Source organism: Promicromonospora sp. MEB111 (assembly GCF_030209445.1).
GTDB lineage: Bacteria > Actinomycetota > Actinomycetes > Actinomycetales > Cellulomonadaceae > Promicromonospora.
In genome coordinates, this window is the sequence record NZ_JARVSD010000003.1 from 405,867 (window position 1) to 420,335 (window position 14,469).

Genomic DNA, 14,469 nt, shown 5'->3' on the forward strand with positions numbered 1-14,469 from the left:
GAAACTTAGGCCTCGAAGGGGAGTGGGGCAACAGCGCCTGACCTCGCTGCGTCATGAGGCGGACATTTCACCCGGTACGTTGTGCGGCGTGAGCGCTGAGACCCCGACGCCCGAGACCCCGACATCCGCGACATCGGAGGCCGGGCGTGGGTCCGGGTCGTCGCTCGCCATCGGCGGGCCGACGCCGTCCGGGCCGACCCCGTCCGGGCCGACGCAGCCCGGCACGGTCGCCCCCGACCTCCCGCTGCGGCGCAACGCCGCGTACCTGCTGCTCACCACCGGGCGGTTCGCGCAGGCGATCGGCGCCGGCGTCGGCACGTTCGCCATCCCGCTGCTGGCGTTCGAGGTCACGGGCTCGGTGGGGCAGGCGGGGCTGATCAGCGGCATCGGCCAGGCGGGCGCGCTGCTGGCGACGCTGCCGGCGGGCGTCGTCGCCGACCGGGTCAACCGGCGCCTCCTCCTGGTGGTCGCCGCCGCGACGGGTACCGCCCTGTGGGCGACCGTTGTCGCCGCCGGGCTGGCGGGGACCCTCGGCGCGTGGCACCTGGCCGCGGTGCTGTTCGGCTCCTCGATGGTGAGCGCGTTCGTGAACCCGGCGTCGGGCGGCGCGCTGCGCGCCGTCGTCCCGCCCGCCCAGATGGCGAACGCGATGGCCGTGAACCAGGGGCGGATGGCGGCGGTCGCGCTGTTCGCGGGACCTGTCGGCGGATTCCTGTACGGCATGGCGCACGTGCTGCCGTTCGTCGCGTCCGTGCTGGGGCACCTGATCGAGGTGGTCGCCGTGTCGTTCGTGCGCAAGCCGCTCAACGGCCGGCGGACCCAGCAGATCCATCCGCTCGCCGACCTGCGCGACGGCTTGGCCTTCGTCGGCGCGGTGCCGCTCTTCCGCGCGGTGCTCGTGCTCATCACGCTGCTCAACCTGACCTCGATCGCGCTCGTCGTGGCGATCAACCTGGAGCTGGTGCGCATCGGCACCGACCCGCGGCTCATCGGGCTCGTGGACGCGTGCGCCGGCGTCAGCATGCTGGCCGGCGCGATCGTCGCCGGCCCGATCGTGCGACGCACCCGGGTCGGCCGGCTCGGGCTCCTCGCGATCGGGACGCTCGCCGTGGCGCTGGTCGTCATGGCGCTGGCGCCGTCGTACTGGGTGTTCGTGTCGATGCTCGCGGTCGGCGTCTTCCTCTACCCGGCGCTCAACGCGGGCTTTACGGGCTACCTCACGGTGATCATCCCGGACCGCATGATGGGCCGCGCCACGTCGCTGCTCGGGCTCACCGGACTGATCGCCGCGCCCGCCGCGCCCGTGCTGGGCAGCGCGCTCCTGGAGGGCTGGGGCATCGGCGTCACCCTGTGGGTCATGGTGTGCGCCATGGCGGCCGTCCTCGTGGCGCTCGCGTGCACCCGCCCGCTGATGCGGATCGGGCGCCCGAGCGCCTGGGCGGCCGACGCGCTGGAGTAGCGCCGGGACAGCCCCGGGACGCCCCCGGAACAGGCGCGCCGGTCAGGCCCCTGGCTCCGGTTCGCCTGCCAGGTCCCGGGGGCCGATGGTGTAGAGGATCTGGTAGTACCGCCGCTCCGGGTCGTCGGGGTCGGCCCGCTTGGCGGCGCCCGTCCGGTCCCACCAGTTCTCCAGGACGGCGACGATCTCCGCCGTCATCTGCTCGGCCTCCTCGCGGGTCAGGAACGCGCCGCTGGCCATGCCCTCGTGGAAGTCGTCCTTCGCTCCCGGGGCCGACCGGTCGCGCAGGAACTCGTCGCGCACCCAGCGCAGGATCGGGTCGAGCATCTGCTCCTCGTGGCCGACGTTGCCGTCGACGAGAAAGCGTTCGACGAGCGGCCGCCACACCCGGTCGCGCTTGTCCTTGGCCAGCTCCGGCGCCTCCTCGATGAAGTGGTGCCTTGCCAGCACCCGCAGGTGGAAGCTGATCGAGTTCGCCGGCTCCCGCAGCGCCTTGGCGAGGTCGACGGCGCGCGCGTGCTCGCGGACGTTGAGCTCCACCATGATGCGCTGCCGCAGCGGGTGGGCGAGCGCGCGCATCGTCTCCGGATCGGTGATGCGGAAGGGCTCCTTCGATGCCATCGCGCCAGGCTAACAAGATCCCGCAACACAAGATGCGCAACTACTATTGCGCAATTGTTGTTGCGGACCATACGGTGTGCGCATGACGACGGATGAGACGACGGCCGCGGGGGAGCAGGCCGCAAGCCTCTGGAAGAACGCCTCCTACCGCCTGCTCCTGACGGGCGCGACGGCCGAGGACGTGGGCGCCGCCGTCGGCGCGTTCGCGGTGCCGCTCGCCGCTTTCGCCGTCACCGGGTCCGTGGTCCAGGCCGGGGTGATCTCGTTCGTCGGCCAGCTCGGGTCGGTGCTCATGACGCTCCCGGCCGGCGTGGTCGTGGACCGCGTGGACCGCCGTCGGCTCATCATGGCCGGCGGCGCGGTCGCGGCACTGGCCTGGGCGAGCGTGGTGGTCGCGGGTCTGGCGGACGGCCTCTCGATCACCGCCCCACACCTGGCCACGGCGCTGTTCGTGTCGTCCGCGGTCGGCTCCCTGATGGACCCCGCGGGCGCGGCCGCCCTGCACGCCGTCGTCCGCACCGAGCACCTGGGTCAGGCCATGTCGGTGGCGCAGGGGCGCGACGCCGCGGCCACCCTGCTCCAGGGCCCGCTCGGCGGGCTGCTCTACGGCATGAGCACCGTGCTGCCGTTCGTGGTCTCGGCGGCGGGCCGGCTCGTCGCCGTCGTCGCCACCTCCCTGGTGCGCGAACCGCTCAACGGCGACCTCGGCGCCGCGCGTGCCGAGCATCCGGTCGCCGCGCTCCGGGACGGGCTCAGGTACGTGTTCGGCGTGCCGCTGCTGCGCGCCACGATCTGGCTGTTCATGCTGGTCAACGTGGTTCTGAACGCCATGATGGTCGCGATCAACCTGCACCTGGTCAGTACCGGGACGGCGCCCGCGCTCATCGGCCTGATCAACACGGCGGTCGGGGTGGGCGTGCTGACGGGCTCGGTCCTCGCGGGCGCGCTCGTCCGGCGCGTGCGCGTGAGCGTCCTGACCGTGCTGGCGCTCGGCGTCTCCGGCGCCGCCGTCGTGGTGATGGCGCTGTTCCCCACCTACTGGGGGTTCGTCGCCGCGCTCACCGGGATGATGCTGTTCGCGCCCGCCCTCAACGCCGGGATGCTCTCCTACGTCACCGCCATCACGCCGGGCCGGATGCAGGGGCGGATGGCCGCGACGATGGGGCTGACCGGCCTGGTGGCCGGGCCTGCGGCGCCGCTCGTCGGCAGCATGCTGCTCGACGGCGCCGGGATCAGCGCCGCCATGTGGTGCTTCGCCGCCGCGTGGACCGTGCTGTTCCTCGCGATGTTCCTGGTGCGCCCGCTGTGGCGGGTCGGCCTCCCGGACACCTGGGCGGCCGACGTCGTCGAGTCGCCGACGACGCGCACGCCGTCGGCCCCCTGACCGCCGGCGTCGGCCGCGTCCACGTGTCAGACGGCGGACCAGCCGCCGTCCGCCGCGATGATCGCCCCGTTGAGGTTCACCGAGTCCTTCGACAGCAGGAAGGTGATGGTCGCGGCCAGCTCCTCCGCCATGGCGAGGCTGAGGATGTTGACCTGGTGGGGCCGCAGCACCGGCGCCCCGAACTCGGCCTGCCCGGGCACCGGGATGCCCGTGGCCACGCCACCGGGCGCGACGGCGTTGGTGCGGATGCCGCTCTTCGCGTACATCACGGCGGTCGACTTGGTCAGGCCGACCACCGCGTGCTTGGAGGCCGTGTAGGCGACGCCGGCGGCCGACCCGCGCAGCCCCGCCTCGGAGGCGACGTTGACGATGCGGCCCTCCTTCGCGGCCAGCATCCCGGGCACGACGGCGCGGGTGAGCCGCATCGTGCCCTCCAGGTTCACGCGCAGCACCCGCTCCCACAGGGCGTCGCTCACCTCGTGGATCGCCGACATGTCGTCCATGATCCCGGCGACGTTGGCCAGCGCGTCCACGGGGTCGCCCGCGGCGGCCACGATGCGGTCCACGTCGTCCTGGGAGGAGATGTCGCCCGCCACGGGGACGATCTCGGCGCCGGCCGGGAGGCCGGTCAGCGCGGCGGCGAGCTCGTCGAGCTTCTCCGCGGAGATGTCGGCGGCGATCACGCGCCCGCCCTCGCGCGCCACGCGTGAGGCGACGGCCCGGCCGATGCCGGAGGCCGCGCCCGTGACCACGACGGTCTGGCCGGCGAAGCGGCCGGGGGTGATCTGCTCGGCCCAGCCGGTGACGGTCTGCGTGTCTCCGGCGGCAGTGGCATCGGCCGCGGCGGCCTCCTCGGGTGCGGCCTCCCGGTACGCGGCGACCAGCGCGTCGAGCGCCTCGGCCGGGAACGTGCCGCCGGACAGCGCCACGAGCTGCTCCAGCGGCAGGCCGCGGGCGGGTGCGAGCGAGTCGGGCGTCGCCCCGCCCTCGGCGAGGAACGCCGCGAGGATGCGGCCGCCGACGGGGTGGTCGAGCCAGTCGCCGACGGTGGAACGGACGGTCAGTGCCATGGTGTGCTCCTCGAACGGGGTTGGTACCGGACAACACTGTCCGGTATCTAGAATACCGCTATGACCGGCGTACTTCGCGACCCCCGACCCGGTGCCGTTCCTCACGGCACGACGCGCCGCGGCGGGGCACCCAACCTCGGTCCCCGCGCCGCGGCGGGGAACCGGGCGGCGCTGCTGGCAGCGGCCCGCGAGGTCTTCGGGTCCGCCGGGACCGGCGCGCCGCTCAGCGCGGTCGCCAAGCGCGCCGGCGTCGGGCAGGGGAGCCTGTACCGGCACTTCCCGGACCGCATGGACCTCGTGGTCGCGGTGTTCGAGGAGCAGGTCGTCGCCGTCGAGGAGCGGGCCGCGACCCCCGACGCAGGGCTGGCGGACCTGCTCGGCCTGGTCACGCGGCACGCCCTCGACTCGGTGGGGTTCGTCGACCTCGTGCGCTCGCGGGTGCCCGCGGACGAGCGGGTCGTCGCCCTGGGGGAGCGGGTCGCCGTCGCGCTGGGCACCCGGCTGGCGGGCGCTGTCGAGTCCGGTGACGTCCCGGCCGGGACGACGTCGGACGACCTGCTGCTCGCGGTGGCCATGATGGCCGGCGGGCTGTCGCAGGCCGAGGGCGAGGAGCGAGAGCGCCGGGCGCGCCGGGCCTGGGAGCTGCTGGGCCTCGAGGTCCGGATCCCGGACGGCGTCTAGCCGCGCCGCCCTGCCGCCTGCTGCCCGCCGATCCAGCCGAAGACGGCCGCCGGGCCGATCGTCGAGCCCGGCCCGGGATAGGTGCGCCCCATCACCGACGCCGTCGTGTTGCCGGCCGCGTACAGGCCGGGGATCGCGCTGCCGTCGTCCCGCAGCACGCGGGCGTGCTCGTCGGTGAGCAGCCCGCCCTTGGTGCCCAGGTCGCCGGGCACGATCCGGAGCGCCGAGAAGGGGCCGCGCTCGATCGGGCCGAGGTTCGGGTTGGGCCGGACCGTCGGGTCGGAGTAGTAGCGGTCGTACGCGGAGTCGCCGCGGCCGTAGTCGGTGTCCTTGCCCGTCCGGGCGAACCCGTTGAACCGCGCGACGGTGTCCCGGAACGTCGCGGGGTCCAGGCCGAGCCTGTCCGCCAGCTCCGCGAGCGTGTCCGCGTACACGAGCGTGCCGTTCTCCACGTAGCGCCGGCGGCCGCCCAGGAGTGACGTGTTGAGATAGCGCCGTCGCGCCCGGACGTCCATGACCAGCCACGACGGGATCGCCGGGACCTCACTGTCCCGCTCCAGCACCGCGTGGCCGAAGTCGATGTAGCTCGTGGACTCGTTGACGAAGCGCGCGCCGGAGGAGTCCACCACGATCGAGTACGGCATGGACCGCTCGGACAGCACGAAGCCGTGCATCCCCTCGTCGCCGTTGTCCACACCGGCGCCCCACCAGGCGTCGTCCATGAGGGCGAGCGCGCCGCCGGCGTCGGCCCCGGCCTCGATGGCCGTGCCCAGGTCGTCCCGGGAGGCGGCGCTCCAGCCGGGCACGCCGTGGTGCTCCTGGCGCCACTCGGTCCGGTGCGCGAACCCGCCCGCGCCGAGCACGACGCCGCCCCGTGCGCGCACGGTGCGGCGAGCCTGGGGCGGGCCGACGACGGCCCCGACCACGGCGCCGTCCTCCACCAGCAGCTCCGTCAGCGGGGTGCCGAGCCGCACCTCCGTGCCCTGCGCCCGCACGATCTCCATCAGGGAACAGGCCAGCGCGGCACCCATGCCGACCTGCCGCTTGCCGGTGAGCAGGCCGCCCAGCACCCGGAACACCAGCCGGGCCCCGCGGACGAAGCCGGACGGCGTGGACCAGGCCCGGCCCAGCTCGTAGAAGTCGTCGTTCATCACGGCGAGCGGCACGCCGTCCTTGACGCGGGACCGCTCGATCCAGTCGCCGAGCCGCCTCGTGTCGTACGGCCGGGGCTCGATGGAGCGCCCGATCTTGCCGCCGGGCCGCTCCGGGTAGTAGTCGGGGTACTTCTTCGCGGCCGCCCAGCGCACCCCGTGCCGCTCCAGGGCCGTGACCAGCTCGTCCACGGTGTCGACGAACGCCTCCCGGCGAGCGGTCGAGCTCGCGGGGCCCGCGTCGCCGATCGCCGCCTTCAGGTACGTCAGCGCCTCCTCGCGGGAGTCGGCGATCCCCGCGCGCCGCATCACCGGGTTGTCCGGCAGCCACAGCCCGCCGCCGCTGCGCATCGTGGTGCCGCCCCAGCGGTCCGCCGACTCCACGACCAGCACCTTCGCCCCGGCGTCCGCCGCGGCGATCGCCGCGCTGAGCCCGGCCGCGCCCGTCCCGGCCACCAGCACGTCGACCACTTCCTGCTGCGCCATCGCTTCTTCCTGCGCCATCGCGGATCCCTCCGGCTCCTTACCGGACGACGTTGTCCGGTTGCGACACAACCTACTCCCGTCCCCCCGGAGGGCCGCAAGACCCCGGGGCCGGACCGGCACGGCCCGGCCACCGCTAGACTGCACCTGGCCGTGACTGGCGAGGGTGGGTCACCACCGGGGAGCGGCCGAGCGACCCGTGATGCGCGCCGCCCGCCTGGGTGCCAGGGTTTTCCACGAGGCTACTTCCGAGGAGAACCGCCATGTCCGGCGCCCCGTCCACCCCTGACGTCCAGCTCACCGACGACTCGCAGCGCCCCGTCCGGCGCGCGCTGCTGAGCGTCTACGACAAGACCGGCCTGATCGAGCTCGCCACCGCGCTGCACGACGCCGGTGTCGAGCTGGTCTCGACCGGCTCCACCGCGTCCACGATCGCCGACGCGGGCATCCCCGTCACCCCGGTCGAGGAGCTCACGGGCTTCCCCGAGTGCCTGGAGGGCCGCGTCAAGACGCTGCACCCCCGCGTGCACGCCGGCATCCTGGCCGACACCCGCAAGCAGGACCACCTCGACCAGCTCGCCCAGCTCGAGATCTCGCCGTTCGAGCTCGTCGTCGTGAACCTGTACCCGTTCGCGGCCACCGTCGCGTCGGGCGCCGGGCCCGACGCCGTCGTCGAGCAGATCGACATCGGCGGGCCGTCCATGGTGCGCGCCGCGGCCAAGAACCACCCGTCCGTCGCGGTGGTCGTGGACCCCGCGCGGTACGACGACGTCGCTCGCGCGGTCCGCGCCGGCGGCTTCACCTATGCCGAGAGGAAGGCGCTCGCCGCCGCCGCGTTCGTGCACACCGCGACCTACGACGTCGCCGTGGCGTCCTGGATGGGCTCCGTCGTCTCCCCGACGGACGCCGTGGACGGCGCCGACGGGCCCGTCTCGACCGGCTTCCCGGCCTGGGTCGGTGGTACCTGGGAGCGCGCCGACGTGCTCCGCTACGGCGAGAACCCGCACCAGCGCGCCGCCCTGTACACCCGCGGCGACGGGGTCACGGGCCTGGCCCAGGCCGAGCAGCTGCACGGCAAGGCCATGAGCTACAACAACTACGTCGACGCCGACGCCGCGTGGCGCGCCGCCTGGGACCACGAGGGCCCCGCCGTCGCGATCATCAAGCACGCGAACCCCTGCGGCATCGCCGTGGGCGAGGACATCGCGCAGGCCCACGCCCGGGCGCACGCGACCGACCCGGTCAGCGCCTACGGCGGCGTGATCGCGGCCAACCGCACCGTCACGGCCGACGCGGCGCGGCAGATCGCCCCGGTGTTCACCGAGGTGGTCGTGGCCCCCGGCTTCGAGCCGGAGGCGCTGGAGATCCTCCAGGCCAAGAAGAACATCCGGCTCCTGGTGGTGCCGCAGGCGCCGGCCGGCGCCGTGGAGACCCGGCCCATCTCGGGCGGACTGCTCATGCAGGCCACGGACCGGTTCCAGGCCGACGGCGACTCGCCCGAGAACTGGACCCTCGCGACCGGCGAGGCGGCGTCGCCCGAGGTGCTCTCCGACCTCGCATTCGCCTGGAAGGCCGTGCGCGCAGCCAAGTCGAACGCGATCCTGCTGGCCAAGGACGGCGCGGCCGTCGGCATCGGCATGGGCCAGGTGAACCGCGTGGACTCGTGCCGCCTCTCGGTCGAGCGTGCCAACACCCTGGCCGAGGGCGAGTCCGGTCCCGTCGAGCGCGCCCGCGGCGCCGTCGCGGCCTCCGACGCGTTCTTCCCGTTCGCGGACGGCCTCCAGGTGCTGCTCGACGCCGGGGTCACCGCCGTGGTGCAGCCCGGCGGCTCGATCCGCGACGAGGAGGTCATCAAGGCCGCAGAGGCGGCCGGCGTCACGATGTACCTGACGGACACGCGCCACTTCGCGCACTGATCCGAGGCGGTGCCCCCGGGGCGGACGTCACTCAGCCGGGTGGGTAACGGAGAGCCAGCAGTGCTACCTCTCCGTTACCCACCCGGCTGGGTCGTGCTTACCCCGCGGCGGTCGTCGGCGCACCCAGGCTCAGATCAGGTTCAGACGACGGCATCCTTCAGCTTGACCGTCGGGTCCAGCGCGCGGTCCAGGTCGACCTCCAACGGCACCCCGCGGTTCATCAGCTTGCGCACCTGCCCCACCTCGCGCGGGGAGTCGACCAGCAGCATCGCCCGGACGGTCGCCACGCGGTGCCCGTCCGGGGTGCGGCGCGGATGCCGGTCCAGCGCGTTCTCCAGGTAGAGGGCGCCCCAGCCGCCCGACGCGGGCGTGCCGCGCAGCACCACGTCATCGAACGGGGACGGCACCCCGAACAGCGCCAGGTCGTGCCCGAGCTGCTGCGAGAACACGTACGGCGCGTGGGCATGGATCGGGGCGAGGCCGAGCCGTTCACGCACGTGCTCGGGCTCGGCGGCGCGCTCGTCGAGCCCGAGCAGGGCCCGGACGGTGATCTCGGGGTCGTGCAGGGCGGCCGACCAGTGCCCGCCCGGCACCGGCCCGAACACCGGGTGCTCGCGGGTCGCGATGTCGCCCACCGCCCAGATGCGGCGCAGCGCGTCGAGGTGCAGGCGCCCCGCCGGGTCGGTGGGGGAGTGCATGCCCATGAACCGGCCGGCGCGGTTGACCCGCAGCCCGCCGGTCCCCTCCAGCGGCAGGGAGCCCGCGAGCCAGCCCGTCGCGGGGCGAGCTCCCACGGCGGCCAGGACCAGGTCGGCCTCCAGCACCCGGCTGTCGGCGAGCACCACGCTCCCGCCGCCGGGCACGCCGCCGGCCGGTCCGGGCAGCACCTTCTCGACGGCGACGCCCGTGACCAGGGTGACCCCGGCGTCGTCGTACCAGGGGGCGAGCAGGCCGCCCAGCTTGTGGCCGAGCTGCCGCTCCAGCGGGACCGGACCCGCCTCCACGACCGTGACGCGGGCTCCCGCGCCCGCGGCGACACCCGCCACCTCCGCGCCGATCCACCCCGCGCCGACCACCACGAGCCGCATCCCAGGTACGACGGCGGCGCGCAGCCGCTCGGCGTCCGGGGCCGTGTGCAGGGTCATGGCGGCGTCCCAGCCGGCGGGGCGTAGGGGCGCGCTGCCGGTGGCGAGCACCACGGCGTCGGCCACGACGTCGTCGCCCGACGCCGTCCGGACCACCACCCGCTCCTGGTCCACCTCGAGGCGGGTCGCCGGGTCGGCGAGCCGCAGGTCGTCGGCGAGGGCGGTGAGGTCGATCCCGAGGTCGTCGGCGAGCCAGACCGGCTCCGTGCGCTTGAGCAGCTCCTTGGACAGCGGCGGGCGGTCGTAGGGCGGCAGGCCCTCCGCGCCGAGCACCGTCAGGTGCCCCTCGAACCCGTGCTTCCGCAGCGCGGCGGAGGTCTGTGCGCCCGCCAGGCCCGCACCCACGACGACCACGCTGCTGGGGACCTGACCTGAAGGGGACGGCATGGACCTCACGGTAGCTCGCAGGCCGCCAACCTGGGAATGTGCTTTGCGTCAGGTTGCAAGCAGGTCACGGTCCTGCAGAATCGCGACGTTTCGGTTGTACCCTCGTCCCGTGGATCTCAGTGAGATGCGGACTGCCCCCGGCGCCACGAGCCTCCTCGAGCCGGGCTCGGCCGGAACGGCTACGCTCGAACGCACCGGACGGGCCGACCTGATGACGGCCACCACGACGACCAGCCAGGAGCTCGACCGCAGTGAGCCAGCCAGCGGCGAGGACTCGGACGTGAGTCCGGCGGAGCCGCAGCGGAGCAACCTCGCGATCTGGCTCGTCCTCGCGGGTGTCGGCATCTCCGTGCTGCTCGGGCTGGTCGCCGGCGCGCGTGCCGGGGCGATCGGCATCGGGGTGGTCCTCGTGGTCTGCGCGATCTTCCGCGCGGTGCTCGACAGCCCCGTGGGTCTCGTCATCCGGACCCGGACCATCGACATCATCCTGTACGGCGCGACCGCCGTGCTGATCGGCGCCCTCGCCGTCGCGACGCCGAGCATCTGACGTCGAGCACCTGACCGGACGCCGGGCCTGATCCGGCGGCGGCCGTTCCCGGCCTGGCCGGGCCCGACCTAGCGGTCGGCGCCCTCGAGCGAGCCCGTCACCGGCTGCTCCGACTCCACGACGCAGAGGATGCGGCGGTCGCCCTCGGCCCAGCTCTCCTCCGACGGCGCGATCGGCCAGTAGAGCAGCTCCGACTTGGCCCACCGCAGGCCGACGTACCTGGTGAACTCCGGGTAGCAGTACGCGTCCGCGGCGTCCCACAGCGCCTGCTGCGTGGGGGTCGCGCCGTTCTCGGCGAGGCTGTCGGCCGCCGTCGTCTCCGCGTAGATCTCGCCGCCGTGCGCCGTGGTGCAGGGCACCACCGGGATCCGGTACAGCGTGGTCTGGCCCGACGTCGCCGACGTGTCGATGCAGTCGCCCACCTGCAGGTCCGGGATCTCCGCCCCGGCGGTCGCCTCGGTGTCGGCGTCCGGCGTGGGCGCCTCGCTCGGCTCCAGCTCGCCGCCGGCCTCCGGCGTGGGCAGGGTGTCCGGGTCCTCGGCGTACGGGTCGACGTAGGGGTCCGCGTACGGGTCGGCCGTCGCGTACGGGTCGCCGGTCGGCGTGGGGGACGGCGTCGGCTCGGTGAGCACGGCGCCGTCGTCGGGCTCGATGCCGAGCGGGCCCGCCAGGGCCGGCGGGACGAACGCCCGGGCCGCCGAGACGAAGCCGGGCGGGAGCGCCGACGCGTAGGTGGGCGCCGCGGCGATGGCGATCCACAGGCCCGCGATCCCGAGCACGCCCACCGTGACCGCGGCAAGGGAGAAGTCGAGGGTGCGCACCGACGACTTCTTCGCGCGGCGCACGTTGCCCGTGCCGTTCGCCTCGGCGGTGCGCATCGACTGCACGAGCGCGGGGATCGCGAGCGGCCAGAAGAACAGGAACGCGGCGACCACCCAGCCCGCGCGGGTCGGGTAGGGCAGCTCGTTCGGGTCGGCGGTGTCGCCGATGTTCTCGGAGTCGCCGGGCGTCTCGTGGTCGTCGTGCTCGCCGTCGCCGGTCTTCGTGTCGTCGTCCGGCTCTTCGCCGTCGTGCTCGCCGCCGTCGGGCTTCGGGTCGGACGGCGCGTCTTCGTCGGGCTTCTCGCCGTCGGAGGGCGCCTCGTCGCCCGGCTTCTCGCCCGAGCTCACGTCCTTGTCCGGGGCCTCCGTCTCGGCCACGGCCTCCGGCTCGGTGTCGGCCGGTTCCGTCGCGCCGCGGGACGTCTGCGTGGTGTCGGCCATGATCCGGGATCGTAGCGGTGCACGCTGTGTCCCGGAAGCGACGGTTTCATCCGGTGGGTCCGCGGCCGGTACGACGCCGGGGCCGCACCTCCCGTACGGAAGTGCGGCCCCGGCGTCGTGCGGTGCTACGAGGGATCAGGCCTTGTCGTCGGCCTTCTTCTCCGACTCGGTCTCGCCCTCGGCGGTCTTCTCCGGGGTCTCGGGGGTCTCCTCCGAGGCCTCGGCCGCGGGGGCGGACTGCGCCGTGACGGGCTCGGCCGTCTCGTCGTCCTCGTCCTCGTCGTCCTCCTCCTCGTCGAGCTCGAGCCCCTCGGGCTCGACCGAGGCGAACGCGCGGTAGAAGAGCGCGGCGAGCGCGGCACCGACCAGCGGGGCGAGCCAGAACAGCCAGAGCTGGCGGCCGGAGCCGTCGCCGCCCCAGTTGTTCGCGAAGAGCGCGGCGGCCGTGGAGCGGGCCGGGTTCATCCCGGTGTTGGTGACGAACCACGAGACCAGGGTCAGCGCGGCGATGGCGCTGCCCACGGCGACGGGGGCGTAGCCGATCTTGCTGCGGCGGTCGTGCACGCCGAGGTACACGCCCACGAGGATCGCGGAGATGATGACCTCGACGAGCAGCGCCGGGAGCCAGTCGAACTGGGCCTGGCCCTGCGTCTGCAGGTAGAGCGGGGAGTGCTGCGAGAAGCCGTTGACGGCCGAGTCGAACGTGTCGGAGGTGTTCTCCTTGCCGAGCAGCGCGAGCAGCGGCTGGGGCACGGTCGCGAACAGCACGGCGGCCGCCAGGATCGCGCCCACGAGCTGGGCGCCCCAGTAGCTGAACATGTTGCCGAGCGAGATGCGGCCGCTGAGCCAGGCGCCCAGCGAGATCGCCGGGTTGAAGTGCGCACCGGAGACGCGGCCGACGGCAGCAGCACCCGCGATGTAGGCGAAGCCTCCACCGAGCGCCACGCCGAGCCCGCCGACCGTGTTCAGCGGGCTGTAGACGAGCACACCCACGATCACGAGCGTCAGCAGGAACGTGCCGAAGGTCTCGGCGAGCAGGCGGGAGAGCAGGCTGGGCGACCGCTCCTCGACCTCGGTGACGCCGCTGGTCGCGGCGAGGTCCTGGGACATGAAGTCAGATCCTTTCGGTGGCACACCGTTCGGTGCGCGTCATGGCGGCGTGCAGTGCGATGTCGCGCACATCCTGCCATTACCCGCCTGAACAAAACCTGAATACGCGCGGGCATTTTCTTCACCGTACCCGCGCTCGGTACCAGGCGGGACACGGATCGGGCCAGGGGCTGGGCGAGGCGGGTCGGTCGATGCAAGAGTGGGGTCATGACTGAACCCGTGAATGTCACCGTCACCGGAGCCGCTGGCCAGATCGGGTATGCGCTCCTCTTTCGCATAGCTGCGGGCGAGATGCTCGGCGCGGACACGCCAGTACGGCTCCGACTCCTCGAGATCCCGCAGGCCGTCGCGGCCGCGGAGGGCACCGCCATGGAGCTCGACGACTGCGCCTTCCCGAACCTGGCCGGCGTCGAGATCTTCGACGACCCGGTCAAGGCCTTCGACGGCGTCAACGTCGCCCTCCTCGTCGGCGCCCGCCCCCGCGGTGCGGGTATGGAGCGCGCCGACCTGCTGGAGGCCAACGGCGGCATCTTCGGCCCGCAGGGCCGGGCGATCAACGACGGCGCCGCGGACGACGTCCGGGTGCTCGTGGTCGGCAACCCCGCCAACACCAACGCCCTCATCGCGGCGTCGAACGCCCCCGACGTGCCGGCGACGCGGTTCACCGCGATGACGCGGCTCGACCACAACCGGGCGCTCTCGCAGGTCGCGGCCAAGACCGGGACCCCCGTCAGCGAGATCCGCAGGCTCACCATCTGGGGCAACCACTCCGCGTCGCAGTACCCGGACCTGTTCCGCGCCGACGTCGGCGGCCGTCCCGGCGCCGACGTCGCGGCCGACACCGCCTGGCTCACCGACGACTTCATCCCGACGGTCGCCAAGCGCGGGGCCGCGATCATCCAGGCGCGCGGGGCCTCCTCGGCGGCGTCGGCGGCCAACGCGGCGATCGCGCACGTGCGCGACTGGACGCTCGGCACCCCCGAGGGCGACTGGACCTCGGCGGGCCTGTGGTCCTCCGGCGAGTACGGCGTGCCGGAGGGGCTCGTCTCCTCGTTCCCGGTCACGGCCGACGGCACCGGCGAGTGGAAGATCGTCGAGGGCCTCGAGATCGACGAGTTCTCCCGCGGCCGGATCGACGCCAGCGTCGCCGAGCTCGTGGAGGAGCGCGACGCGGTCCGGGCGCTCGGTCTGATCTGACGTGTCAGACGTACAGGTCACTCGAGTGACCTGTACGTCTGACACATCAGTGCGTG

12 protein-coding genes and 1 riboswitch are annotated in these 14,469 nt (G+C 73.7%); of the genes, 6 read left to right on the forward strand and 6 right to left on the reverse strand.

Going from position 1 to position 14,469, the window contains the following annotated elements; genetic code table 11:
- The first annotated feature begins 88 nt into the window (after nt 1-88).
- Nucleotides 89-1,459, forward strand: a complete 1,371-nt coding sequence (locus tag QRN56_RS03660) for an MFS transporter (RefSeq protein ID WP_285101222.1) — start codon at nt 89-91, stop codon at nt 1,457-1,459.
- A gap of 42 nt (nt 1,460-1,501) precedes the next feature.
- Here the strand turns inward: QRN56_RS03660 and QRN56_RS03665 are convergent, their stop codons facing one another.
- Nucleotides 1,502-2,080: a winged helix-turn-helix domain-containing protein gene (locus QRN56_RS03665; protein WP_285101223.1), complete on the reverse strand. Its 579-nt coding sequence runs from the start codon at nt 2,078-2,080 to the stop codon at nt 1,502-1,504.
- A gap of 82 nt (nt 2,081-2,162) precedes the next feature.
- On the opposite strand from QRN56_RS03665, the gene QRN56_RS03670 reads away from it, so the two are divergent.
- Nucleotides 2,163-3,464, forward strand: coding sequence for an MFS transporter (locus QRN56_RS03670; protein ID WP_285101224.1), 1,302 nt, complete (start codon nt 2,163-2,165; stop codon nt 3,462-3,464).
- 26 nt (nt 3,465-3,490) lie between these two features.
- On the opposite strand, the gene QRN56_RS03675 is transcribed toward QRN56_RS03670, so the two are convergent.
- Nucleotides 3,491-4,534: an SDR family NAD(P)-dependent oxidoreductase gene (locus QRN56_RS03675; RefSeq protein ID WP_285101226.1), complete on the reverse strand. Its 1,044-nt coding sequence runs from the start codon at nt 4,532-4,534 to the stop codon at nt 3,491-3,493.
- 60 nt (nt 4,535-4,594) lie between these two features.
- Here QRN56_RS03675 and QRN56_RS03680 point away from each other — a divergent pair, with 60 nt between their 5' ends.
- A complete protein-coding gene (locus tag QRN56_RS03680; protein ID WP_285101228.1) occupies nt 4,595-5,215 on the forward strand; it encodes a TetR/AcrR family transcriptional regulator in 621 nt (206 codons plus the stop codon).
- Here QRN56_RS03680 and QRN56_RS03685 read toward each other — a convergent pair.
- Entirely contained in the window at nt 5,212-6,852 is a 1,641-nt protein-coding gene (locus QRN56_RS03685) for an FAD-dependent oxidoreductase (protein ID WP_285101230.1), read from the reverse strand. The two genes, QRN56_RS03680 and QRN56_RS03685, sit on opposite strands and share 4 nt — an antisense overlap.
- Before the next feature lie 140 nt (nt 6,853-6,992).
- Nucleotides 6,993-7,079: riboswitch (ZMP/ZTP riboswitch) on the forward strand.
- Between the two features lie 33 nt (nt 7,080-7,112).
- Between QRN56_RS03685 and purH the strand changes: the two genes are divergently transcribed.
- Nucleotides 7,113-8,765, forward strand: coding sequence for a bifunctional phosphoribosylaminoimidazolecarboxamide formyltransferase/IMP cyclohydrolase (gene purH, locus QRN56_RS03690; RefSeq protein ID WP_285101232.1), 1,653 nt, complete (start codon nt 7,113-7,115; stop codon nt 8,763-8,765).
- Between the two features lie 140 nt (nt 8,766-8,905).
- Here purH and QRN56_RS03695 read toward each other — a convergent pair whose 3' ends face one another.
- Nucleotides 8,906-10,297: an NAD(P)/FAD-dependent oxidoreductase gene (locus QRN56_RS03695; RefSeq protein WP_285101234.1), complete on the reverse strand. Its 1,392-nt coding sequence runs from the start codon at nt 10,295-10,297 to the stop codon at nt 8,906-8,908.
- Between the two features lie 109 nt (nt 10,298-10,406).
- Between QRN56_RS03695 and QRN56_RS03700 the strand changes: the two genes are divergently transcribed.
- Entirely contained in the window at nt 10,407-10,844 is a 438-nt protein-coding gene (locus tag QRN56_RS03700) for a DUF3017 domain-containing protein (RefSeq protein ID WP_285101236.1), read from the forward strand.
- Nucleotides 10,845-10,912: 68 nt separating this feature from the next.
- Here QRN56_RS03700 and QRN56_RS03705 read toward each other — a convergent pair whose 3' ends face one another.
- Nucleotides 10,913-12,106 (reverse strand): septum formation family protein, encoded by a 1,194-nt coding sequence (locus tag QRN56_RS03705; protein WP_285101238.1) that lies wholly within the window; start codon nt 12,104-12,106, stop codon nt 10,913-10,915.
- 135 nt (nt 12,107-12,241) lie between these two features.
- Complete coding sequence (locus QRN56_RS03710; protein ID WP_285101240.1) at nt 12,242-13,216, reverse strand: MIP/aquaporin family protein; 975 nt, start codon at nt 13,214-13,216, stop codon at nt 12,242-12,244.
- A 207-nt stretch (nt 13,217-13,423) separates the two neighbouring features.
- Here QRN56_RS03710 and QRN56_RS03715 point away from each other — a divergent pair, with 207 nt between their 5' ends.
- Entirely contained in the window at nt 13,424-14,413 is a 990-nt protein-coding gene (locus QRN56_RS03715) for a malate dehydrogenase (RefSeq protein WP_285101242.1), read from the forward strand.
- Nucleotides 14,414-14,469 lie beyond the last annotated feature (56 nt).

Coding starts and splice junctions, on each gene's coding strand:
- QRN56_RS03705 (WP_285101238.1), bottom strand. CDS start 12,106: ATGGCCGACACCACGCAGACGTCCCGCGGCGCGACGGAACCGGCCGAC.
- QRN56_RS03695 (WP_285101234.1), bottom strand. CDS start 10,297: ATGCCGTCCCCTTCAGGTCAGGTCCCCAGCAGCGTGGTCGTCGTGGGT.
- QRN56_RS03715 (WP_285101242.1), top strand. CDS start 13,424: ATGACTGAACCCGTGAATGTCACCGTCACCGGAGCCGCTGGCCAGATC.
- QRN56_RS03670 (WP_285101224.1), top strand. CDS start 2,163: ATGACGACGGATGAGACGACGGCCGCGGGGGAGCAGGCCGCAAGCCTC.
- QRN56_RS03675 (WP_285101226.1), bottom strand. CDS start 4,534: ATGGCACTGACCGTCCGTTCCACCGTCGGCGACTGGCTCGACCACCCC.
- QRN56_RS03680 (WP_285101228.1), top strand. CDS start 4,595: ATGACCGGCGTACTTCGCGACCCCCGACCCGGTGCCGTTCCTCACGGC.
- purH (WP_285101232.1), top strand. CDS start 7,113: ATGTCCGGCGCCCCGTCCACCCCTGACGTCCAGCTCACCGACGACTCG.
- QRN56_RS03685 (WP_285101230.1), bottom strand. CDS start 6,852: ATGGCGCAGCAGGAAGTGGTCGACGTGCTGGTGGCCGGGACGGGCGCG.
- QRN56_RS03710 (WP_285101240.1), bottom strand. CDS start 13,216: ATGTCCCAGGACCTCGCCGCGACCAGCGGCGTCACCGAGGTCGAGGAG.
- QRN56_RS03665 (WP_285101223.1), bottom strand. CDS start 2,080: ATGGCATCGAAGGAGCCCTTCCGCATCACCGATCCGGAGACGATGCGC.